Genomic DNA, 21,320 nt, shown 5'->3' on the forward strand with positions numbered 1-21,320 from the left:
TTGCCGGAGCTTTTCGTCATGTCCGCACTCACGCCCAGCACCCTGCGCATCGGCCGCCGCTACCGCGCCAATCGCCTTGAGGGTCCCTACGATGCCCTGGTGATCGGCTCCGGCATTGGCGGGCTGACCACGGCCGCGCTGCTCGCCGACATCGGCTGGAAGGTGGCCGTGCTCGAGCAGCACTACACCGCTGGCGGCTACACCCACAGCTATGCCCGCAACGGCTATGAATGGGATGTCGGGGTTCACTACATCGGCGACATGGGGGCGGCCACCACGGCCCGTCGCCTCATGGACCACCTGAGCCAGGGGCAGCTGCAGTGGGCAGCGATGGATGCGGTCTACGACCGTTTCTTTCTCGGCGACCAGACTTTCGAGGCAGTTGCCGGCAAGGCGGAGTTCCGCGACAACCTGGTCCGGCATTTCCCCGACGAGGTGGCGGCGATCGACCGTTACCTGGAGCTGCTCGCCGAGGTCAGTAGCGGCATGCGCGGCTTTGCCCTGTCGCGCCTGCTCAGCCCGGGCCAGCTCAAGCTGGTCCAGCCGGTTCTGCGTCGCCTGCTGCCAGACAGCTTTCACCGCACCACGCGCGACGTGCTCGAGGAGCTCACCGGCAACGCCACGCTGATCGCCGTGCTGACCGGCCAGTGGGGTGATCTTGGCCTGCCGCCGGCACGCTCGTCCTTCATCATCCACGCCCTCATCGCCCGTCACTACCTGCATGGCGGCTTCTACCCGGTCGGCGGCAGCTGGCGTATTGCCGAGACCATCATTCCGCGTATCCAGGCCAGTGGCGGCGAGGTTTTCACCTATGCCCGCGTGCAGCAGATCCTGATCGAGAACGGCAAGGCCTGCGGCGTGTTGATGGCCGACGGCGAACGCATCCTCGCCCCCTGCGTGATTTCCTCGGCGGGCGTGATGAACACCTTCCAGCGTCTGCTGCCACCGGATGCCGTGACGCGCAGCGGATATGACCGGCTGCTCAGACAGGTGACGCCGAGCATGGCCCATGTCGGTCTGTACATCGGACTGAAGGAGACCGCCGAGGCGCTGGGACTCCCGCGCAGCAATTTCTGGATCTACCCGAGCGCGGACTACGAAGGCGATCTGCAGCGCTTCGAGCAGGATCCGTCCGCTCCGCTGCCGGTGGTCTATGTCTCGTTCCCGTCCGCCAAGGACCCGGACTATGCCAATCGTCACCCCGGCACGGCGACCATCGAGGTGGTGGCGCCCGCTCCCTTCGCCTGGTTCGAGCGCTGGGATGGCAGCACGTGGGGACAGCGTGGCGAGGACTACGAGGCCTTCAAGCAGGCCCTGGGTGAACGCATTCTCGAGGTCATGCTGGAGAAGCTGCCGCAGCTGCGCGGTCGCATCGACTACTGGGAAATCTCCACGCCGCTGTCCAGCCAGCACTTCAACGCCTATGCCCGGGGCGAGCTGTACGGCATCGACCACACGCCCGAACGCTTCGCGCAGCACTGGCTGACGCCGCGCACGCGCATTCCCGGACTCTGGCTGACCGGCCAGGACATCATGTCCTGCGGCGTGGTTGGCGCCATGATGGGCGGCGTGCTGACCGCCCAGGCGGTGGGCGGACTGAAAGTTCTGCGCGTGCTCAAGCGCGTGATGGGCGGGCAGTAACGAGCCGGCTCAGCGGGTCACTGATGGCCGTTGGCGGGGTGCCTGGCCAGTGCCATGAGTCATTGCCGGCACGCTCCCGACCCCTGCCACTGGGGTCGTTGACGGTGAATGACCTGACCTTCAGGTAGTCTTCCGGGTCGCGCACGTAGTCCAGCTGCGGTGGCTGTGGCAGGGTGTTCAGCGCCGCCCGCCATTGCGTTTCATACGCAGCCGCGCCACCGCCGATGACCGGGAACCAGGCGTCATGATGGTTGGGGATGAACAGCGTTGAGCGTGCCGCCTCGACATGAACATCCACGCATTCCGGCAGAGATCTGATCGCGTCGCGGATGGCATCGGCCTGCGGATCATTTTCCGGCATTTCTCCGGTCGAATCATTCCACAGCAGGAAAAACCGGCCGACACGGAAATGATAGGCCCAGGTCCCCCCTTCGGGCTGACCAACGCCACCATCGTCTGGCAGCGTCAGCAGGAAGGAGAGCGTTTCGGACACATCCGTGTTCAGTGACAGCAGGAAGGGAATCAGCTCGGGCGTGTACGCCAGCGGCATGCCTCCCTGCAGCAGCGAGGCCGGATCCGCGGCAGAATGGCTGTGCTTGATGATCTGGATATCGGCGAGGTCTCTGAACACGCGCACGGGAAACACGGTACCGGCGGGGTTTCCGGCATCCGTTCCCAGATCCAGGCAGGCAAAGGGCCGGGCGGACGGATTCGCGGCGGCATCCGCGCGCGCCGCATCGCACACCGATGAGCCTGCGACCAGTGCCGCCCCCGTCCGGCTCGCGACATACCTTGCATCCGCTGCGTGATCGAAATGGCCGTGACCGATGAAGATGGCCTCCGGCTTGAGAGCGACAAGGTCGTCACGGCTAACGGGCACATAGCCCTTGTGAACCCCTACCACCTCCCAGGCATCCAGCAGCACGAGGTGGCCACCGATGGCGACAATGAACGTGGATACTCCCGCCCACCACAGCTTCACCCGGCTCGGGTCCTCGCCGGTATCCCCCAGGATTCGCAACCGCGCTGCCCGGGTCTCGGCATCCAGTGCCGGTGCGGAAGGCAGTGGCTGCCAGTCCGCCGGAGCAACGTCGCCGGCGTTCCGCATCAGGGGCTGACGCTGGCTGCTGTCCGCGTCATCGGTGTTGCATCCGGTGGCGATGATGAGTGACAGGGCGATGATCATGGTCTGTCTGAGCAGCATCGCGGTCGTCTCCCGGCGCGTTTTTGGGAGCAGTGTAGCCCATGCCGTCGTGCTTTCCAGTGCGCGAGACCGGCACGGGTCAGCATCCGGTTGGGCAACGATCGTCCTCTGCCGCGCCAGAAACGAAAAACCCGCTGGCGCAGGGCGCCAGCGGGTTTCGGAATTGGTAGGCACTAGCAGACTCGAACTGCTGACCCCCACCATGTCAAGGTGGTGCTCTAACCAACTGAGCTAAGCGCCTGAGGTCGTTTCAGGTGTCCCTGAAAGTGGAGCGCATCTTACCCAAGCGCCTTGCCACATACAACCCGGTTTCGTGTCGACTGGCGAAAATTATGGCGATTGATCGCGATCAGGACGAACAGCGCTGGATTTTTGCGGAACACGCTGCGGGTGCGGGCTCGCGCGCAGCGAACCTGATGCTCGTCCGACAGCGCAACACGCGCGCCCGGAATTGCACTAGCGTCAGCACTGTCCCCCTCACTGGAGCGCGCGTCATGCCGGAAGGTTACCTGATGGGTATCGCCACCCTGGTCATCGGGGTGCTGGGTTTTCTGCCTGCCCTGCTCGCCAGCAGGCGCAAGTCGCCAGCCCCGGACAGAAGCGCCGGGTCACGCTAGCCGGAACGCTCAGCCGCGCAGCCCGCGCGCGCAGTCGGCAATCAGGTCATCGATGTCTTCCAGACCCACGGCAATGCGGATCAGGCCGTCGCTGATGCGCGCCGCCGCCTTGGCCTCGGGACTCAGACGCCCGTGCGTGGTGGTGCCGGGATGGGTGACCGTGGACTTGGTGTCGCCCAGATTGGCCGTGATGGAGAGGATGCGGGTGGCATCGATGAAGCGCCAGGCGGCATCGCGGGCGGTCTCGCCGTCACGCGGCCTGACCTCGAACGAGAGCACGCCGCCGAAGCCGCGCTGCTGGCGTGCCGCCAGCGCATGCTGCGGGTGCGATGCCAGGCCCGGGTAATGCACGGCGGCGACTTCCGGCTGGGCCTCCAGCCAGGTGGCCAGACGCAGGGCGCTGGCGGCATGGGCATCCATGCGCAGACGCAGGGTCTCCAGCCCCTTCAGGAACACCCAGGCATTGAACGGGCTGAGGCTGGGGCCGCAGGTGCGCACCACGCCGTAGATCTCTTCCAGCAGGGCATGCGGACCGACCACCGCGCCGCCCAGGCAGCGGCCCTGCCCGTCCAGGTACTTGGTGGCGGAGTGGATGACCAGATCCGCGCCCAGCGCCAGCGGACGCTGCAGTGCCGGTGTGCAGAAGCAGTTGTCGACGGCCAGCAGCACGCCATGTGCGTGCGCGATGTCGGACAGCGCGGCAATGTCGACCAGCTCGCCGAGCGGATTGCTCGGGCTCTCGACGAAGAACAGGCGCGTTGCCGGCGTGATTGCCGCCTGCCAGGCCGACAGGTCGGCGAGCGGCACGAAACGGGTCTTGATGCCGAATTTGCCGGCATACTTGTCGAACAGCACGTTGGTGGTGCCGAACAGGCTCTGCGAGGCAACCACCTCGTCGCCCGCCTTGAGCAGCCCCAGCACCATGGCCAGGATGGCAGCCATGCCGGAGGCCGTGGCGACGCAGCGCTCGCCACCTTCCAGTGCCGCCAGGCGCTGCTCGAAACCGCGCACGGTGGGGTTGGTGAAGCGCGAATAGATGTTGCCGGGCTCGCTGCCACCGAAACGTGCCGCCGCCTCGGCAGCGGACTTGAAGACGAATGACGAGGTCAGGAACAGCGCCTCGGAATGCTCGCCCTGCTCGCTGCGGTAGTTGCCGGCCCGCACCGCGTCGGTGTCAAAGCCGGCAATGTCGTTGACCGGATCCTGATTCGCTGACATCTGCTGACTCCCCTGCTGCTGCCCGACTCACCCGTTGGCGAGGTCGACGATGGTGGCACCCTGGCCCTTGCCGATCTTGGCCTGATCATTGCGCGAGGCCTGCAGATCGTCCAGATAGCGTTCGTCGATGTCGCCGGTGATGTACTCGCCGGTGAACACCGAGCAGTCGAACTGCTGGATGTCCGGGTTGCCTTCACGCGCGGCGGCGATCAGGTCGTCCAGCTTCTGGTAGATCAGCGCATCGGCACCGATGAGGTCGCAGACTTCCTGATCGGTACGGCCATGGGCAATCAGCTCGGCCTTGGCCGGCATGTCGATGCCGTACACGTTGGGGTATTTCACGGCCGGCGCCGCCGACGCGAAATAGACCTTGCTGGCACCGGCATCGCGCGCCATCTGGATGATCTCGCGGCAGGTCGTGCCGCGCACGATGGAGTCGTCGACCAGCATGACGTTCTTGCCGGCAAACTCCAGCTCGATCGGATTCAGCTTCTGGCGCACCGACTTCTTGCGCTGGCCCTGGCCGGGCATGATGAAGGTGCGGCCGATGTAGCGGTTCTTCATGAAGCCTTCGCGGTACTTCACGTTGAGCTGGTTGGCCAGCTCCAGCGCGGCGGTGCGGCTGGTGTCCGGGATCGGCATGACCACGTCGATGTGCAGATCCGGGTAGTCGCGGCGTATGGTCGCGGCCAGCTTCTCGCCCATGCGCAGACGCGCCTTGTACACCGAGATGTTGTCGATGATGGAGTCCGGGCGCGCGAAGTAGACGTACTCGAAGATGCACGGCGCATAGACGGGGTTGTCGGCGCACTGGCGGGTGTGCAGCTGGCCGCTGTTGCTGATGAACACGGCTTCGCCCGGTGCCAGGTCACGCACCACGCGAAAGCCCAGCGAGGTGATCGCCACCGACTCGGAGGCAATGATGTATTCCTTGCCTTCCGGGGTGTCGCGCTCGCCGTAGATGATGGGACGGATGCCGTTGGGGTCGCGGAAACCTACGATGCCGTAGCCGGTGATCATCACCACCACGGCATAGGCACCCTTGCAGCGCGTGTGCACGCCGCTGACGGCGGCGAACACGTCATCCACCGAGGGCACGATCTTGCCGCGGCTCTGCAGCTCGTGGGCGAACACGTTGAGCAGGACTTCCGAGTCGGAGTCGGTGTTCACGTGGCGCAGATCGGTGCGGAAGATCTCGCCCGCCAGCTTGTGGGCATTGGTCAGGTTGCCGTTGTGGGCCAGCGTGATGCCATAGGGCGAATTTACGTAGAACGGCTGTGCCTCGGCCGAGCTCGACGAACCGGCCGTTGGGTAGCGCACGTGACCGATGCCGAAGTTGCCGGCCAGTCGCAGCATGTGACGGGTATGGAAAACGTCGCGCACCATGCCGTTGTCCTTGCGTAGGAACAGTCGGCTGCCCTCGGTGGTGACGATGCCGGCGGCATCCTGGCCACGGTGCTGGAGCATGGTCAGGGCATCATAGAGGGACTGGTTGACCGGTGACTTGCCAGCGATTGCTACGATTCCGCACATGGTGACCTCTTCAGGGCTGTGACGACGACAGAGTCGACATCGTCGGCTGTTCAACACGGACCAGTGTGTAGGCTTGGTCCTTGAGCTGGCGAACCAGCGGCTCGTATTGCAGGAAGAACGTCGGCAGCGACGAATCCTTGAACCAGGCATCGTCCTTGACGAAGGGTGCCATCAGCACCAGGGCGACAAGCACCAGCACGATGCCGCGGCCGGCGCCGAAGACACCGCCCAGAAAACGGTTGGGCAGGCTCAGCGCCGTCTCGCTGATGAGGAAGCTCACCAGCTGGGCCAGCAGGCCGAACACCAGCAAGGTGCCGAAGAACAGGCTGCCATAGGACGCGAGGAGGCGCAGTGACGGGGTCTCGACCCAGGTCGCCAGCAGCGCGCCCACCGGTTCGTTGTACCAGCGCGCCACCAGCACGGCGGCAAACCAGCCTGTCAGGGCAATGATCTCGCGGGCAAAGCCGCGAACAAAGCCGTAGACCAGCGACAGCGTCAGCACACACAGAATGACGAGATCGGCAGAATGCAAGGATGCGGTCTCAGAGACGCGGCAACAGCCCGCGAAGGCGCGCATGATAGCAAACCACGATCGCCAGCGTCATTGCCCGTGCCGGGTTTTACGGGCGATAGGCCTGGATCCAGCCAGACAGCTTGAGGGCAGGATCCGCAGCCACGCGCGACTTCACCGACTCGGCCACGGCACGATCCAGTTCGGGGCCGATGCTGACCCGCCATGCCCCCTCCTGCCCGCCGATGCCGGCGCGATAGCCCTTGGCGCGCAACGTCGCCACCAGCTCGTCAGCCTTGGCCTTGCTGGACAGGCTGGCCACCTGAACCACCCAGGCCTGGGCAGCTGCCGGATCGGCCTCGGCGACCGCCGGTTTGCTGGCCGCCGCCTTCGCCTTGGCAGCCGCTTCAGCCTTGGCACGGGCTTCTGCCTCCGCCTTGGCCTTTGCCTTGGCTGCCGCGTCGGCCTTGGCCTTGGCCAGAGCGTCGGCACTCATTCGGGCCTGAGCGGCCTTGGCGTCGGCTTCCGCCCTGGCCTTGGCAGCCGCCTCGGCCTTGGCGCGGGCATCGGCGTCAGCCTTTGCCTTGGCCGCTGCCGCGCTGGCAGCCGCATCCGGCTTGGCCGTCGAGGCAGCGGCAGCAGCAGGCTCGACCACTGCCGGTTTTGCCGGTACCACTGGCGCCGCTTGCTCGACCGCAGCGGCAGGGGCCGTGGCCGGCGCAGGAGCGGCCGATGGCGTCACCATGCGGAACTGCTGTTCGACCGCGGGCTCGGGGGCCGGCACCGTGACCGTCGGCGGCTGTACCGGATAGAACGTGGGTTCGCCATGGCTGGCGCTGATGTCAGCCTCGAGGGCGGCAGCCTCATGCGTGATGGCCGGGGCCAGCGCGGCCGTGTCAGGCACCTTGGGCGCAACCGGTGCGGCTGGCGGCTGAAGGGCGCGCACACCGGCGCCTTCAAGCAGCAGCGGCAGAAAAAGCACAGCACCGGCCACCAGCACCACACCCCCGAGAATGCGTTGCTTCACTGCGAGATCCATGACTTGCTCACTCGATCGCCAAAACGGCGCCCACGGTATGAAAGGAACCAAAGACGACAATTCTATCGCCCTCGCGCGCCTGCTGGCGAGCGGCCTGCAGGGCATCCTGCACGGTCTCGTGCACACCGGCCGGGGAGATGCCGGCATTCTGCAGGCACTCGGCCAGAAGCTGTGCCGACGCGCCGCGCGGCACATCCAGACCGGCCAGCCACCAGTGCCGGACATGACCCCGACTGGCGGCAATCACGCCGGGGATGTCCTTGTCGGCGAGCATGGCCAGCACGGCATGCGTGTCCTGCCCCGGTCGGGGCACCGGCAGCTGCTGCCAGAGAAAGCGCACGCCATGCGGATTGTGCCCGACGTCCAGCCAGACCTCGGGCTGACCCGGCAGACGCTGACAGCGACCCGCCAGCTGCACGCCGGCAAGGCCGGCACGTACGGCATCCACCGTGACCTGCGGACCACCGACCTCGGCAAGCGCCGCCAACGCCGCCAGTGCGGTGGCGGCATTGGCCACGGCCACCGCCGGACGCGGCAGATCGGCTAGGATGACGTCACGACCCTGCCAGCACCAGGTCAGGCCCCTGCCACTCGCGGACATCACGTCGGTGTCGCGAACGCTGAAATCGCGTCCGGCCTGCCAGACCGGACAGCCCCGGGCCGCGATCTGCGCCAGCATGCCCGGCTCGGGATCACTCTCGCCCAGCACCACCGGCCGGCCGTCACGCACGATGCCAGCCTTTTCACGGGCGATCTCGGCGCGGGTATCGCCGAGAAATGCCTGATGATCAAGATCGACACTGGTGATGACGGCAACCGTCGGATCGATCAGGTTAACCACATCCAGACGACCGCCCAGACCGATCTCGAGAATCAGCAGATCCGGCTGGCATTGACGAAACCACCAGAACGCCGCCAGCGTGGTGTGCTCGAAATAGGTAAGGCTGACGTCACCGCGCGCAGCCTCGACGGCCTCCAGTGCCGCGTGCAGCTGGTCATCGCGGATCTCCTCGCCGGCAAACACCATGCGCTCGTGGAAGCGCAGCAGATGCGGCGAGGTATAGACGCCTGCCCGCCAGCCCGCTGCGGCGGCCACCGCACGCAACGTGGCGACCGTCGAGCCTTTGCCGTTGGTGCCTGCCACGGTGATGACCGGGATGTCCCAGTGCAGCAGATCAAGACGCCGGGCGACCTGGCCGACGCGCTCCAGGCCCAGCTCGATAGCCAGTGGATGTCGTTGTTCAAGTGCCTGCAACCAGACCGGAACAGAAGAAAAGACCATGAGGGGAAAACCACTTGAAGCAGAACGCGCCCCGCAGGGCGCGCAGAGGTGTCACACCGGGAAGTGCATGAACTTGGCAAGCAGCCGGAACAGCGTGTCACGCATCTCGTGACGGTGAATGATGATGTCCACCGTGCCGTGAGCCAGCAGGAACTCGGAGCGCTGGAAGCCCTCCGGCAGCTTCTGGCGCACGGTCTGCTCGATCACGCGCGGGCCGGCGAAGCCGATCAGGGCATTGGGCTCGGCGGCATTGATGTCACCGAGCATGGCCAGGCTGGCGGAAACCCCGCCATAGACCGGATCGGTGAGCACCGAAACATAGGGAATGCCGGCCTCGCGCAGGCGTTCCAGTGCCGCCGAGGTGCGCGCCATCTGCATCAGCGAGAACAGGGCTTCCTGCATGCGGGCACCGCCGGAGGCGGCGAAGCAGATCAGCGGCACGCGATTGGCCAGACAGTATTCGGCGGCGGCGACAAAGCGACCGCCCACCACCGAGCCCATGGAGCCGCCCATGAAGTCGAACTCGAAGGCGGCAACCACCACCGGCAGCTGGTTCAGCGTGCCCTTGACGACCACCAGCGCATCCTTCTCGCCAGTCTCGCCCTGCGCCGCGCTGAGCCGGTCCGCGTAACGCTTGGAGTCCTTGAAACGGAGGATGTCGACCGGCTCGAGCTCGGTGGCCAGCTCCTCGCGACCGTCGGCATCCAGGGTGAGCTCGATGCGCTGACGGGCACTGATGCGCAGATGATGCTGACACTTGGGACAGACGTGCTGATTGCGCTCGACCTCAGCCTGATAGAGGATGGTCTCGCACTTGGGGCACTTGCGCCACAGGCCTTCCGGCACCGAGGCACGACGTTCGGCCGTGGACTCGCCGACGTTGGGCAGGATGCGCTCCAGCCAGTTTGAACTCATCTCAGCACTCCTGAACATGCCCGCAACGGGTCACGCCGGTCATTTGACCTGATCAATGGCCTGACGCAAGGGTGCCAGAATGGCGGCCAGCGCGGCAGGCACTTCATCGGGTGTGGCAGCCAGTTCGCCGGCACGCTGCACCAGCACCGAGCCGACCACCACGCCATCGGCATGACGGGCGACCGCCGCTGCGGACTCCGGATCCTTGATACCAAAACCCACTCCGATGGGCAAATCGGTGACACCGCGCAGCGCCTTGATGCGTTCGGCCACGGCGTCGGTATCGAGCGTGCCGGCGCCGGTCACACCCTTCAGCGACACGTAGTAAACATAGCCGCTGGCAGCGGCGGCAATCCTCGCCGCACGCGTCAAAGTTGTGGTCGGAGCTAACAAATAGATGGGATCAATGTGCTGCGCACGCAGTTCGACATTGAATTCCTCGGCCTCTTCCGGCGGCAGATCGACGGTGAGCACGCCGTCAACGCCAGCGGCCGCGGCCAGCTCGGCAAAACGGCCGTAGCCGGTGATCTCGACCGGGTTCAGGTACCCCATGAGCACGACAGGCGTGTCGGCATCACGGTGGCGGAACTCGCGCACCATGGCCAGCACGTCATGCAGGCTGACCTGGTGACGCAGGGCACGCTCATGACCCAGGGTGATGGTCGGACCATCGGCCATGGGGTCGGAGAACGGCACGCCGAGCTCGAGGATGTCGGCACCAGCCGCGACCAGCGCATGCAGGGTGGCAACCGTGACGCCAGGCTCGGGATCACCCGCGACCACGTAGGGAATCAGGGCCTTGCGACCTTGCGCCTTGAGCTTCTGGAAACAGGTGGATAGACGGCTCACGGCTCACCCCTCGTGTGGTGTCAGGCCGGCGACGGTGAGCAGGTCCTTGTCACCGCGTCCGGAAAGATTGCAGATGATGATCTGGTCAGGACGCATCGTGGGTGCCAGCTTCTCGACATAGGCCAGCGCGTGGCTGGACTCCAGTGCCGGGATGATGCCCTCCGTGCGCGTCAGGCGATGAAAGCCGGCCAGTGCTTCCTGATCGTTGATGGCGACGTAGTCGACGCGACCGATGTCCTTGAGCCAGCTGTGCTCGGGACCGACGCCGGGATAGTCGAGACCGGCAGACACCGAATGCGTCTCGATGATCTGGCCGTTGTCATCGCTCATCAGGTAGGTGCGGTTGCCGTGCAGCACACCGATGCGACCGGCATTGAGCGGCGCCGAGTGCTGCCCTGCCCCGGCCATGATGCCGTGACCCGCCGCCTCGACGCCGTAGATGGCGACATCGGTGTCAGCGAGGAAGGGATGGAACAGGCCGATGGCATTGGATCCGCCACCGACGCAGGCAACCAGGGCATCGGGCAGACGCCCGGTCTGGGCCAGGCACTGGCGGCGCGCCTCGCGACCGATCACCGACTGGAAGTCGCGCACCAGCATCGGGTACGGGTGCGGACCGGCCACGGTTCCGATGATGTAGAAGGTGTTGTCGACGTTGGTGACCCAGTCACGCATGGCTTCGTTGAGTGCATCCTTGAGCGTGCGCGAGCCGGAGGTCACCGGTACCACGGTGGCACCGAGCAGCTTCATGCGCTGCACGTTGGGAGCCTGACGCACCACGTCCTCGGCACCCATGTAGACCACGCACTCCATGCCCAGACGGGCCGCGATGGTGGCGGTGGCGACACCATGCTGGCCGGCACCGGTCTCGGCGATGACACGGGTCTTGCCGGAGAGCTTGGCGAGCAGGGCCTGGCCGATGGTGTTGTTGATCTTGTGCGCGCCGGTGTGATTCAGGTCTTCGCGCTTGAGGTAGATCTGCGCACCGCCGAGTTCGCGGCTCCAGCGTTCGGCGTGGTAGAGCGGCGACGGTCGGCCGACGTACTGGGCCAGGTCGTGATCGAACTCGGCCACGAAGGCCGGATCATTCTTGAGGCGAGCATAGAGCTGATCAAGGTCATCCAGCGCCGCCATCAGGGTCTCGGAGACAAAACGACCGCCATGACGGCCGAAGCGCCCGTGCGGATCCGGGAACTGGGCGTAGTCGATGGGCGGATGGGACGATTTCATGCGGAAGCTACTCCTGCCATAAAGGCCTGAATTCGGTGGACATCCTTGAGGCCCTTGGCCTGCTCGATGCCACCACTCACATCTACAGCATAGGGTCGCGTCTGACGGATGGCGTCAGCCACATTGTCCGGGGTCAGACCGCCAGCCAGGATCAGCGGCCGCTCGGCCGTCGCCGGCATCTTCTGCCAGTCGAAGCACAGGCCGGTGCCGCCATGCTGCTCCGGATGCCAGGCATCCAGCAGAATGCCGCTGGCGCCCGGGTGCGCCGCCATCGCCGCCGCCACATCGAGGTCCGCATGCACGCGCAGCGCCTTGATCCAGGGCCGGCCGTAGCGTGCGCACTCGGCATCTGTTTCATCCCCATGGAACTGCAGCAGCGCCAGCGGAACCCGGGCCAGCGTATCGCGAATCCGGGCTTCGTCAGCGTCAACGAACAGACCGACCGTGGTCACGAACGGCGGCAGCGCCGCCACGATGGCAGCGGCCTGTGCCGGCGTCACGGCACGCGGACTGGGGGCATGGAAGACGAAACCGATGGCATCGGCACCGGCCGCCACTGCCGCCCGGGCATCGCACAACCGTGTGATGCCACACATCTTGACACGGGTACGGGTAGCGGCAGGCATGGACAAGGCGGTTCAGTCCGGAAAAGCGGAAGTTCGCGAGTGTAGCAAAGGCATTGCCCGCCCGTCAGCGCACGAAGCAGGCAAATGCGGAACGGGGCCCTGGGGCCCCGTTCCGGCATCGACGGGAGCGTCTTACTTGCGACGCGCCATCAGGCTGTTGACGGCGAAGATGCCGAGCAGGATGAGGCCGATGAAGGCCAGCATGACGATCGAGAACACCTCGTGCGGTGCACGACCGGAGGCAGACTCGGCAGGAGCCGGTTCTGCAGCCGGCTCGCTGGCCACGTCCTCCGTCACCACCTCGTCCACAGCCACATCCGTGGTGGCAGCATCGGGATTGGCAGCGGCATTGAGTTCGGTCTCGCGCGCATCCAGAGCCTGCAGACGGGCCTCGAACTGGGCCACCATGGCCTGGGCGTCCTGGAGCTGGGTCTGCACCACGGCACGTTCCTGCTGCAGGGCTTCCAGGGTCTCCGGCTGGCCGGTGGCCGGGGCCGACATGTCAACGTTGCTGGCGACAACCACGGCAGGTTCGGCAGTCGCCGGAGCGGCGGCGGCAACAGGCTCGGTGGTGATCTCGACAGCCGGGGCGGCGGCAGGCGCCGGCTCAGGCGCGGCCACGGGAGCCGGCTTCGGACGCGACGGCTTGGGGGCCGACATGCGCGGCTTGGGCTTGCTCACCGGCTCGCCTTCGACATAGGACGGGCTGCTGGCACGGGGCGCCGGCTCGCTGCGGGTCACTTCGCTGGCCGAGGACGAGGCCAGCGGCGAGCCGTTCAGCGCGGAGTAGACCTGCTGCAGACGACCGCCGCCGAGTGCCTGCAGCTCCACGATGAAGGTCACCGGACCGTCACCGACTGACTCGCCGGAACGGGCTCGGGCCACCAGCTTGCCGCCGTCATCGAGCACGGTGAAACGAACGGAGTCTGCCCAGTCAGGACGGCTCAGACCGAGACGGGCGTGGTCGGCAGCCGATGCCACGCGCACGCGCACGTCGCCGGGCTTGGCGGCACCCAGCTCGTCGAGCGCGATATCCATCTTCAGGGGCTCGTTCGGACCGGACCACGCCGACATGCCCGAGACCGTGATCGCACTGGCTGGTGCGGCCAGAACCAGCGCAGCAGCAAGCAGCGCAGCCTGAGGGACACAACGCTTCATGACAGACTCCCTAAAAACGACAAAAGAAATGTTTCCAGTCTTATAGTTATCAAACACGGCTGCCGGCAAGCGCTTTTTCAGCGAACAGGCCAGCCGGCCATCCATAATGGCCCCAGCGGCTCACGCGGTAAATCGAAACCCGACGGATACAAGGCATCCACGAAGTAGAGGCCGTCCGGTGGCGCGGTCACGCCGCCCAGGGTGCGATCACGACTGGCCAGCACCTCGGCAGCCCACGACACCGGCATCCTGCCCTGCCCGATCGCCATCAGCACGCCGGCGATGTTGCGCACCATGTGATGCAGGAAGCCGTCAGCCTGGATGTCGAGGCGGAACAGCGGCCCCTCCTGATCCAGCTGCAGAAAATGCACATCACGCACCGGCCGGTTGGACTGGCAGGCGACGGCACGGAAGGCGCTGAAATCGTGGCGGCCGACCAGCGCCTGCGCGGCTTCCTGCATGGGCGCCAGCTGCAGCGGGTGGTAGTGCCAGGTGGCGCGCCCGGCGAGCAGGCTGGAACGGCGCGGATGGTTGTAGATGACGTAGTGGTAGCGCCGTGCCACGGCCTTGAAACGGGCATGGAAGTCTGACGCCACAGGCTGTATCCAGCGCAGGCTGACCCCTTCCGGCAACGCGGTGTTGACGCCCATCAGCCAGCTGCGTTCGCTGCGCGGCGACGGGCTGTCGAAGTGCGCGATCATGCCCGAGCCATGCACGCCGGCATCGGTACGCCCGGCCGCATGCACATGCACGGGATGGTTGGCGACGCGGGCGATGGCCCGCTCCAGGGTCTCCTGCACGCTGGGCACGCCGGCCTGCTGGGTCTGCCAGCCGCGAAAGGCGCGGCCATCGTATTCGATGCCGATGGCGTAGCGCTGGTTGCCGGGATGCGCGACCACCGGCGACAGCGACTCAGTCACGCCAGGCGCCCCAGAATTTCCTGCGCACGCTGGCGCTGGCTGTCATTGCCCCCCGCCAGCACCTGCTGCAGCAAGGCGCGGGCGGGCTCGTTTTCCTGCATGTCGAGATAGGCCAGGGCCAGGTCGAGCCGGGTCTGGTGCGCCTCGCTGTCAGCGTCAACGAGGAAGTCGTACTCCTCCTCAGGATCGAACACCGACTCCGCCGCCCGCGCCAGCCAGGCCTCGCTCTCGGCCGTGGGCCGTGCCAGATCGGCTGCCGCAGGGAGGTCCATGACAGCTGCCGGTGCCGCTGAAGCCGCCACGGATGCGGCCATTGCCGGAGCTGATGGCTCAACTGCCTCCGCCTCGCCGGACGACGCCTCAGCGCCCTGCTGACGGCGCATGCGCCACAGCAACCACAACACCAGCAACAGCGCACCAGCCACCCAGCTCCACATGAAAAACTCCTGACGCCAGAATGAAACCGCCGCCGGCGTGCCGGCTTCCCGCTCGACCTCCCCGGCTGGCGGGGATGATTGCGCCGGAACAGCAGCCGGGACCTCACCTTGCAGTGCCTGCAGATGCCCGTCCAGCACCTCCAGCTCGAGACGCTGCGAGGCGGCCTCGTCAGTCAGCGCCTGCAGCTGGCCGCGCAGGCGCGACTGGCCGGCCAGCAGGCTGGCATGCTGCAGCCGCGCCGACTGCAGGGCATGCGCGATGGCCAGGTCGTCACCGGTCTCGTTCGTGGTGGCTGTCCCGTCGGCACGGCCGGACTCGCCCGCCGTCGGTGCAAGCAGTGTCAACACCGGCTCGCCGGCAGCACTGCCGGCTGCCTGCACGGCGCGGGCTGCCGGCGACGCCGGAATGGTGCTGCCACCAGGCAGATCCTGGCTGAGCAGCACTGGCCGGGTCAGTGCCGGCTTGTCGCTGGACAACCAGCGCAGTGCCTCCGACGGTGACGGCACCGTGACCGCATCCCGATGCGGGATGACCAGCGTGGCACCGACACGCAGACGATGGATGCTGCCGGCAATGAAGGCATCGGGATTGGCTTGTGCCAGCAGCTGCTGACGCTGCGCCAGGGTCAGATCCGCCGCCGCCCAGGCCTGCGCGAGCCGGCTCAGGCTGTCACCGGGACGCACCAGCATGGGCACGGAACGCATGTCGAGTTCGGCCTGCAGTCCGCGCCAGGGAATCACGTTGAGCACCGGTCTGACGCTGCCGGTCTGGCCAGCGGAGCCCTGCGCGCCGGTGACCGGGGCGGATGGTGCTGGCGTGGCTGAATCCGGCGACGACGCCAGCGGCAGGGAAGGTGTCGTGGCCGGAATCGTGACGCTGGCATCGGCACCGGGAATGCTCGCGGCAATCTGCTGCAAGCGGACATGACCCGGCCACTGCAGCTTGAGCAGGAAGGACACCGACACCTCGGACACCGGTCGCTCACCCAGCACCAGGATGCGCGCCGTGCCGGCACCGAGCGGACTGACCTCGAAGCGCAGCTGATCCAGCCACTCGGGGCGCGTCAGGCCAAGGCGCTGATGATCGGCCGCAGAGGCCGCCGACACGCTCAGGTCCTGGACGCGGGTACCGAACAGGTCATCAACCACCACCTCCAGCTGCATCGGCTGACCGGACTGCGAAATCACACGCATGTCCATCACGGCCAGGGCAGCGGCCGGCTGGCTGAGTGCCAGCAGCAGTGCCAGCATCAGCGGGCCTGGAAAACGCGTCGACATTCAGACACTTCTCCGGCGTCGCCACCAGGCAGCCAGCAGCGCCAGCACAGTGCCGCCGGCAACGGCCAGCCAGACCTCACGGCGTGGCGCGGACTCTGCCGAGCCTGTCACCGGTGCCTCTGCCGCGTCACTGGCGGCCGGCGCCGGCGCAGTGCCGTTCAGCTGCGCCAGACGCTGGTCAAGAAACTGCAGATGGGCATCCTGCTCCTCGGCACGCGTGGTCAGTTCCTGCAGGCGGCGGGTCAGCTGGTCACGCTCGCGCAGACGCTCGCCACGCTGATTGCGGGCCTCGGTCAGCGCCGCCGTGATGCCGCCACCGCTGCCTCCACTGCCCTCGCTCTGGCCGTCACCCCCCTGCCCCGCGTCGGCACCTGGCGCTTCCAGCGTGAGACGGGCCGAGTCGGGACCGGTCTCCGCCGACTCGACGGGCGGCGCTGGTGGCACATCGACGGTGGTGGTCAGCGGCTCAGGCTCGGGCAGGCGGCCAAGATCCGGCAGCGTCAGCACGGCATCGGCACGCAGCCGGTTGATGTCGCCCTGGATGAACGCCTGCGGATTGCTCTGCACGATCAGCTGCTGGCGCTGACGCAGATTGAGACCGGACTCCTCCCAGCGTGCCGCCAGACCGCTGAGGGTCTCGCCGGGACGCACGGCAAGCCGCTTCTGCGAAAGATCACTGAAGCGGTCGAGACTGGGATCACGCGGCAGCTGTACCGGAGCGGCGGGCACGGCAGCACGTGGTGCCTCGACCGTTGCCGGCTCGGTCGCCTTCGGCACCGGCTTGACCGGTTGTTCAGGCATCGGGGCAGTAGCTGGCGCAGCCGCAGGTACTGCTGGCGCCGGCACGGGGGCTGGCACAGCTACCGGAGCGGGAGCGGCTGGCTGCGTGGCGGCGGTCGACACCGAGGGGCGCAATGCCGGCTCGGCGAGCACGGGAGCGGTTGCCGCTGGCGTGACGAAAGACGAGGTCGGTGCGGGTGTCGCTGCCGTCACGGCCGGAGTCGAGACTGGCGTGCTGGCTGCCGGCAACGTGGCAGACACTGTCGCAGACGGCGCGGGAGCAACCACCGTCTGAGCGACTGCCGGGGCATCGACGCGAGCAGGGGCAAGCACGGGCTGCGGGCGCGTTGCCAGGGGCTGGGCGCGCACCGGATCAACCAGGGTCGCGGTCACCGGCTGCAGCAGCAGACGGCCGGGCCAGACCAGACGCAGCACGAAGGACACCTGCTGCGTATACATGGTCTGCGGCGCGGTGACATAGAGCGTGGCACGACCTGCCTGGGCATCCGGAATCAGGTAGAAGCGCATCTGCTCGCCCCAACCCGGATACGGCACGCCCAGGCGGGCATGATCTTCTGCCCAGGCCAGATTGACGTCGATCTCGGCCGGCAGCACGCCGCCCAGATTCTCCAGCGGAATCGCCAGGCGCAGGGCCTCGCCCGGCGCCGAGCGCGCCTGCGGCGTGCCCAGCGACAATGCCAGGACCGGACCGGAAATACTCAACAGGCAAGCCGAAGCCAATGCCGTCAACACGCCCGCACGCGCCATGCCACCACTCCCGTTCTTGTTATCAGCCGTATCGCGGCAAACGCAGGGATAGTCGCTGATTCAGGCCTGTTGCAGCAAGCTGTCGAGCAGCGGGCGCACCAGGCCGACGCGGATCGGATCCGCCATGACATTGAGGTGTCCGCGCGTGCCGTCAAGCTGCAGACGCGAAAGGATCACCGCGTCATTGGCGACACCTTCACCCACCGGGCTGGGCTGCGTTTCCGCCGCCGGCTTGTCGTGCACGCGCACGCCCGGCTGCTGCTTGAACAGGGCCAGCATGGCGGCACGCGAGAGGACGTCCTGCTGCTGCCAGCGCACGTCGAGGTGAGCGCCGTAGAACACCGGTACGATGATCTGGCGCACCCGTGTCAGCACACCCGGCAGCGCACGTGCCAGGCCCTGCAGCAGACGTCGCTCGCGCGGCGTGTGGCCGGCCTGATCCAGCGAGGACTCGGCCGACAGCAGATTGAAGGCCACCTGCTGCGGCCAGACCGCGGTGTCGATGCCACGGCCGTTGAGCAGATCGCCGGTCTGGCGTGCCAGCTCGCCGATGCCGGCACGTCCGCGCAGAGACACCGGCGCCAGCACGGTGATGTCGAGCTGCTGCAACGGCGACTGCGCATGCAGCGGCAGCAGCCAGGACAGCAGCTGCTGCATCGGGTCATCGAGCACGATCAGCAGGCTGTCGGGGGCAGCCTGGCTCAGCGGCACCGCCTGCGGATGATTGCGCAGGTGGCCGGTGGCATCCCAGACGCGGACGCCGGCGGCCAGCAACTTGCCGGCAAGTTCGTCGGCGATATCGGCAGGAACGGCCAGCACCGCCTCGTTGAGATCGTCGAAGTCGGCCTGATCGGCAACTTCCACCGCCAGCGGCTTGTCACGGAAAAGACGCGTCTCTTCCTGCGAGCGCTCACTGGCGAACAGGCGCAGACGACCGACAAAGGCCGGCTGCTCCTCAAGGCCGTCAAAGAAGGCGCGACCGAGCTCGCCGGTAGCGCCGAACAGTCCCAGCGACTGCGTGATGGCACCCATCAGGCGGCCGTTCCACGTGCCAGCAGGATGCGCAGCATGCGGCGCAGCGGCTCGGCCGCGCCCCACAGCAACTGGTCACCGATCACGAAGGCCGAGATGTACTGCGGGCCCAGGTTGAGCTTGCGCACGCGACCGACACCGATCTTGAGGCCGCCGGTGATGCTGGCCGGGGTCAGCTCGTTGACGGTGATCTCGCGGTCATTGGGCACCCACTTCACCCAGTCATTGCCGGACTGGATGATGCGCTCGATCTCGGCCAGCGGCAGATCCTGGTTCAGCTTCAAGGTCAGCGCCAGGCTGTGGCAGCGCATGGCACCGATGCGCACGCAGAGGCCGTCGACCGGAATGACGGCCTCGGTGCCGAGAATCTTGTTGACCTCGGCCTGGCCCTTCCACTCTTCCTTGGACTGGCCGTTGTCGAGCTGCTTGTCGATCCAGGGGATCAGGCCGCCCGCCAAGGGCGCACCGAAGTACTCGCGCGGCACATCCTGTCGGATGGTCTGCGCGACCTTGCGGTCGATGTCGAGGATGGCCGAGGACGGCGTCGCGAGCTCGTCGGCGACGGCAGCATTGATCACGCCCATGCCCTTGAGCAGCTCGCGCATGTGGTTGGCGCCGCCGCCCGAGGCCGCCTGGTAGGTCATGGAGCTGACCCACTCGACCAGGCCTTCGCGGAACAGGCCGCCGACGCCCATCAGCAGGATGGAGTTGGTGCAGTTGCCGCCAATGAAGTTCTTCACGCCCTTGTCGAGCGCGGACTCGATCAGGCCGCCGTTGACCGGGTCGAGGATGATGACGGCGTCATCTTCCATGCGCAGCGTGGAGGCGGCGTCGATCCAGTAGCCGGCCCAGCCGGCGGCGCGCAGCTTGGGAAAGATCTCGGTGGTGTAGTCGCCACCCTGGCAGCTGATGATGGTGTCCATGGCCTGCAGGGCATCGAGGTCATGGGCATCCTGCAGGGTGCCGGCGGCCTTGCCGCCGAACGACGGCGCCGGTGCGCCCGGAGCCGAGGTGGTGAAGTACACCGGCTCGATGTGCGCGAAATCGTTTTCTTCCACCATGCGCTGCATGAGCACGGAACCCACCATGCCGCGCCAGCCGATCAGACCAACCTTCATTTTCTCTCTCCGGGGCTTGCGCCCGCTTCTTCAAGACTGCCGGCAAGACATCAACTTGCTGCGACAATGCATTGTTTCAATTGATTAAAGCGCTTCCACCACAGCAGCGCCCATGGCGGCCGTGCCGACCTTGGTGGTGCCTTCGCTCCAGATGTCGGCGGTACGCAGCCCCTGGTCGAGCACGCGGCCGACGGCCTCCTCGATGGCCTTGGCGGCGGCCTCCTCGGCGAAGGTGCAGCGCAGCATCATGGCCACCGACAGGATGGTCGCGAGCGGATTGGCGACGCCCTGCCCGGCGATGTCCGGCGCCGAACCGTGGCAAGGCTCGTACATGCCCTTGCGGTTCTGGTCCAGCGACGCCGACGGCAGCATGCCGATGGAGCCGGTGAGCATCGCGGCCTCGTCCGACAGGATGTCGCCGAACAGGTTGCCGGTCACGATCACGTCGAACTGCTTCGGGCGCTTGACCAGCTGCATGGCGGCATTGTCGACGTACATGTGCGAGACCTCGACCTGCGGGTACTCGGCGGCGACTTCGTTGACCACCTGCTTCCACAGCTCGGTGACTTCCAGCACGTTGGCCTTGTCGACCGACAGCAGCTTCCTGTTGCGCTGCATGGCGAGCTGGAAGGCGACGTGAGCGATGCGACGGATCTCCGATTCACTGTAGACGTCCGTGTTGTAGCCCTGGCGCTCACCGTTCTCCAGCGTGCGGATGCCGCGCGGCTGGCCGAAGTAGATGCCACCGGTGAGCTCGCGCACGATCAGGATGTCGAGGCCGGCGACCAGCTCCGGCTTCAGCGACGAGGCATGTGCCAGCTGAGGATACAGGATGGCCGGACGCAGGTTGGCGAACAGATTGAGTTCGGAGCGGATCTTGAGCAGACCGCGCTCCGGGCGGATCGAACGCTCGATCTGGTCCCACTTCGGACCGCCGACGGCGCCGAGCAGCACGGCATCGGCCTTGCGCGCGGCGTCCAGGGTGACATCCGGCAGCGGCACGCCGTGGGCGTCGATGGCGGCGCCGCCCAGCAGCTCGTGGCTCCAGCTCAGGCCGAGGCCGAACTGGTCGTTGACCTTGGCGAGGACCTTCTCGGCTTCCGCCATGATTTCCGGACCGATGCCGTCACCGGGCAGAATGACAATATGCTTGCTCATGCTAAT

General features: G+C 66.7%; 19 protein-coding genes and 1 tRNA gene. 2 read left to right on the forward strand and 18 right to left on the reverse strand.

Annotation, left to right across the window (positions count from 1 at the left end; all coding sequences use genetic code 11):
• The first annotated feature begins 18 nt into the window (after window positions 1-18).
• Window positions 19-1,641, forward strand: a complete 1,623-nt coding sequence (locus tag F595_RS0106675) for a phytoene desaturase family protein (RefSeq protein ID WP_022956096.1) — start codon at window positions 19-21, stop codon at window positions 1,639-1,641.
• On the opposite strand, the gene F595_RS13150 is transcribed toward F595_RS0106675, so the two are convergent.
• Together F595_RS13150 and F595_RS0106685 are read right to left on the reverse strand one after the other, a co-directional pair.
• Window positions 1,616-2,845: an MBL fold metallo-hydrolase gene (locus F595_RS13150; RefSeq protein ID WP_022956097.1), complete on the reverse strand. Its 1,230-nt coding sequence runs from the start codon at window positions 2,843-2,845 to the stop codon at window positions 1,616-1,618. The genes F595_RS0106675 and F595_RS13150 overlap by 26 nt on opposite strands.
• A 164-nt stretch (window positions 2,846-3,009) precedes the next feature.
• Window positions 3,010-3,086, reverse strand: a tRNA-Val gene (locus F595_RS0106685).
• 253 nt (window positions 3,087-3,339) lie between these two features.
• Here F595_RS0106685 and F595_RS14905 point away from each other — a divergent pair.
• Window positions 3,340-3,462, forward strand: a complete 123-nt coding sequence (locus tag F595_RS14905; RefSeq protein ID WP_265596739.1) for a hypothetical protein — start codon at window positions 3,340-3,342, stop codon at window positions 3,460-3,462.
• A gap of 9 nt (window positions 3,463-3,471) precedes the next feature.
• Here F595_RS14905 and F595_RS0106695 read toward each other — a convergent pair whose 3' ends face one another.
• The 16 genes from F595_RS0106695 to leuB all read right to left on the reverse strand — a co-directional run bounded on the left by F595_RS0106695 (window position 3,472) and on the right by leuB (window position 21,314).
• Window positions 3,472-4,680: an O-succinylhomoserine sulfhydrylase gene (locus F595_RS0106695; protein ID WP_022956099.1), complete on the reverse strand. Its 1,209-nt coding sequence runs from the start codon at window positions 4,678-4,680 to the stop codon at window positions 3,472-3,474.
• Between the two features lie 27 nt (window positions 4,681-4,707).
• Window positions 4,708-6,213, reverse strand: coding sequence for an amidophosphoribosyltransferase (gene purF / locus F595_RS0106700; protein ID WP_022956100.1), 1,506 nt, complete (start codon window positions 6,211-6,213; stop codon window positions 4,708-4,710).
• Window positions 6,214-6,223: 10 nt separating this feature from the next.
• Window positions 6,224-6,745 carry a CvpA family protein gene (locus F595_RS13155; RefSeq protein ID WP_169446972.1) on the reverse strand — a complete coding sequence of 174 codons (522 nt, stop codon included), beginning with the start codon at window positions 6,743-6,745 and terminating at the stop codon, window positions 6,224-6,226.
• A gap of 88 nt (window positions 6,746-6,833) precedes the next feature.
• A complete protein-coding gene (locus F595_RS14180) occupies window positions 6,834-7,763 on the reverse strand; it encodes an SPOR domain-containing protein (RefSeq protein ID WP_022956102.1) in 930 nt (309 codons plus the stop codon).
• A gap of 7 nt (window positions 7,764-7,770) precedes the next feature.
• A complete protein-coding gene (folC, locus tag F595_RS0106715; protein WP_022956103.1) occupies window positions 7,771-9,045 on the reverse strand; it encodes a bifunctional tetrahydrofolate synthase/dihydrofolate synthase in 1,275 nt (424 codons plus the stop codon).
• Between the two features lie 51 nt (window positions 9,046-9,096).
• Window positions 9,097-9,960: an acetyl-CoA carboxylase, carboxyltransferase subunit beta gene (accD, locus tag F595_RS0106720; RefSeq protein ID WP_022956104.1), complete on the reverse strand. Its 864-nt coding sequence runs from the start codon at window positions 9,958-9,960 to the stop codon at window positions 9,097-9,099.
• A gap of 39 nt (window positions 9,961-9,999) precedes the next feature.
• Window positions 10,000-10,809: a tryptophan synthase subunit alpha gene (gene trpA, locus F595_RS0106725; RefSeq protein WP_022956105.1), complete on the reverse strand. Its 810-nt coding sequence runs from the start codon at window positions 10,807-10,809 to the stop codon at window positions 10,000-10,002.
• A gap of 3 nt (window positions 10,810-10,812) precedes the next feature.
• Entirely contained in the window at window positions 10,813-12,039 is a 1,227-nt protein-coding gene (gene trpB / locus F595_RS0106730) for a tryptophan synthase subunit beta (RefSeq protein WP_022956106.1), read from the reverse strand.
• Window positions 12,036-12,665 (reverse strand): phosphoribosylanthranilate isomerase, encoded by a 630-nt coding sequence (locus tag F595_RS0106735; protein WP_022956107.1) that lies wholly within the window; start codon window positions 12,663-12,665, stop codon window positions 12,036-12,038. The genes trpB and F595_RS0106735 overlap by 4 nt, the downstream gene beginning before the upstream one ends.
• A gap of 132 nt (window positions 12,666-12,797) precedes the next feature.
• Window positions 12,798-13,823 carry a FimV/HubP-related protein gene (locus tag F595_RS0106740; RefSeq protein WP_022956108.1) on the reverse strand — a complete coding sequence of 342 codons (1,026 nt, stop codon included), beginning with the start codon at window positions 13,821-13,823 and terminating at the stop codon, window positions 12,798-12,800.
• A gap of 77 nt (window positions 13,824-13,900) precedes the next feature.
• Window positions 13,901-14,743, reverse strand: coding sequence for a tRNA pseudouridine(38-40) synthase TruA (gene truA / locus F595_RS0106745; RefSeq protein ID WP_022956109.1), 843 nt, complete (start codon window positions 14,741-14,743; stop codon window positions 13,901-13,903).
• A complete protein-coding gene (locus F595_RS0106750) occupies window positions 14,740-16,458 on the reverse strand; it encodes a type IV pilus assembly protein FimV (RefSeq protein ID WP_022956110.1) in 1,719 nt (572 codons plus the stop codon). The genes truA and F595_RS0106750 overlap by 4 nt, the downstream gene beginning before the upstream one ends.
• Window positions 16,459-18,006 carry a FimV/HubP-related protein gene (locus tag F595_RS0106755; RefSeq protein WP_156873817.1) on the reverse strand — a complete coding sequence of 516 codons (1,548 nt, stop codon included), beginning with the start codon at window positions 18,004-18,006 and terminating at the stop codon, window positions 16,459-16,461.
• A 60-nt stretch (window positions 18,007-18,066) separates the two neighbouring features.
• Window positions 18,067-19,038 (reverse strand): Asd/ArgC dimerization domain-containing protein, encoded by a 972-nt coding sequence (locus F595_RS0106760; RefSeq protein ID WP_022956112.1) that lies wholly within the window; start codon window positions 19,036-19,038, stop codon window positions 18,067-18,069.
• Window positions 19,038-20,156 (reverse strand): aspartate-semialdehyde dehydrogenase, encoded by a 1,119-nt coding sequence (asd, locus tag F595_RS0106765; protein ID WP_022956113.1) that lies wholly within the window; start codon window positions 20,154-20,156, stop codon window positions 19,038-19,040. Before asd ends, F595_RS0106760 begins: the two co-directional genes overlap by 1 nt.
• An 84-nt stretch (window positions 20,157-20,240) precedes the next feature.
• Complete coding sequence (gene leuB, locus F595_RS0106770; RefSeq protein WP_022956114.1) at window positions 20,241-21,314, reverse strand: 3-isopropylmalate dehydrogenase; 1,074 nt, start codon at window positions 21,312-21,314, stop codon at window positions 20,241-20,243.
• Between the last annotated feature and the right edge of the window lie 6 nt (window positions 21,315-21,320).

Origin of the sequence: Perlucidibaca piscinae DSM 21586 (assembly GCF_000420045.1) — a bacterium.
In the GTDB taxonomy this organism is placed as follows: domain Bacteria; phylum Pseudomonadota; class Gammaproteobacteria; order Pseudomonadales; family Moraxellaceae; genus Perlucidibaca; species Perlucidibaca piscinae.

Excerpts from the sequence above, each read along its gene's own strand:
- F595_RS0106675 (WP_022956096.1), top strand. The coding sequence starts at position 19 with ATGTCCGCACTCACGCCCAGCACCCTGCGCATCGGCCGCCGCTACCGC.
- F595_RS13150 (WP_022956097.1), bottom strand. The coding sequence starts at position 2,845 with ATGCTGCTCAGACAGACCATGATCATCGCCCTGTCACTCATCATCGCC.
- F595_RS14905 (WP_265596739.1), top strand. The coding sequence starts at position 3,340 with ATGCCGGAAGGTTACCTGATGGGTATCGCCACCCTGGTCATCGGGGTG.
- F595_RS0106695 (WP_022956099.1), bottom strand. The coding sequence starts at position 4,680 with ATGTCAGCGAATCAGGATCCGGTCAACGACATTGCCGGCTTTGACACC.
- purF (WP_022956100.1), bottom strand. The coding sequence starts at position 6,213 with ATGTGCGGAATCGTAGCAATCGCTGGCAAGTCACCGGTCAACCAGTCC.
- F595_RS14180 (WP_022956102.1), bottom strand. The coding sequence starts at position 7,763 with ATGGATCTCGCAGTGAAGCAACGCATTCTCGGGGGTGTGGTGCTGGTG.
- folC (WP_022956103.1), bottom strand. The coding sequence starts at position 9,045 with ATGGTCTTTTCTTCTGTTCCGGTCTGGTTGCAGGCACTTGAACAACGA.
- accD (WP_022956104.1), bottom strand. The coding sequence starts at position 9,960 with ATGAGTTCAAACTGGCTGGAGCGCATCCTGCCCAACGTCGGCGAGTCC.
- trpB (WP_022956106.1), bottom strand. The coding sequence starts at position 12,039 with ATGAAATCGTCCCATCCGCCCATCGACTACGCCCAGTTCCCGGATCCG.
- F595_RS0106735 (WP_022956107.1), bottom strand. The coding sequence starts at position 12,665 with ATGCCTGCCGCTACCCGTACCCGTGTCAAGATGTGTGGCATCACACGG.
- F595_RS0106740 (WP_022956108.1), bottom strand. The coding sequence starts at position 13,823 with ATGAAGCGTTGTGTCCCTCAGGCTGCGCTGCTTGCTGCTGCGCTGGTT.
- F595_RS0106750 (WP_022956110.1), bottom strand. The coding sequence starts at position 16,458 with ATGTCGACGCGTTTTCCAGGCCCGCTGATGCTGGCACTGCTGCTGGCA.
- F595_RS0106755 (WP_156873817.1), bottom strand. The coding sequence starts at position 18,006 with ATGGCGCGTGCGGGCGTGTTGACGGCATTGGCTTCGGCTTGCCTGTTG.
- F595_RS0106760 (WP_022956112.1), bottom strand. The coding sequence starts at position 19,038 with ATGGGTGCCATCACGCAGTCGCTGGGACTGTTCGGCGCTACCGGCGAG.
- asd (WP_022956113.1), bottom strand. The coding sequence starts at position 20,156 with ATGAAGGTTGGTCTGATCGGCTGGCGCGGCATGGTGGGTTCCGTGCTC.
- leuB (WP_022956114.1), bottom strand. The coding sequence starts at position 21,314 with ATGAGCAAGCATATTGTCATTCTGCCCGGTGACGGCATCGGTCCGGAA.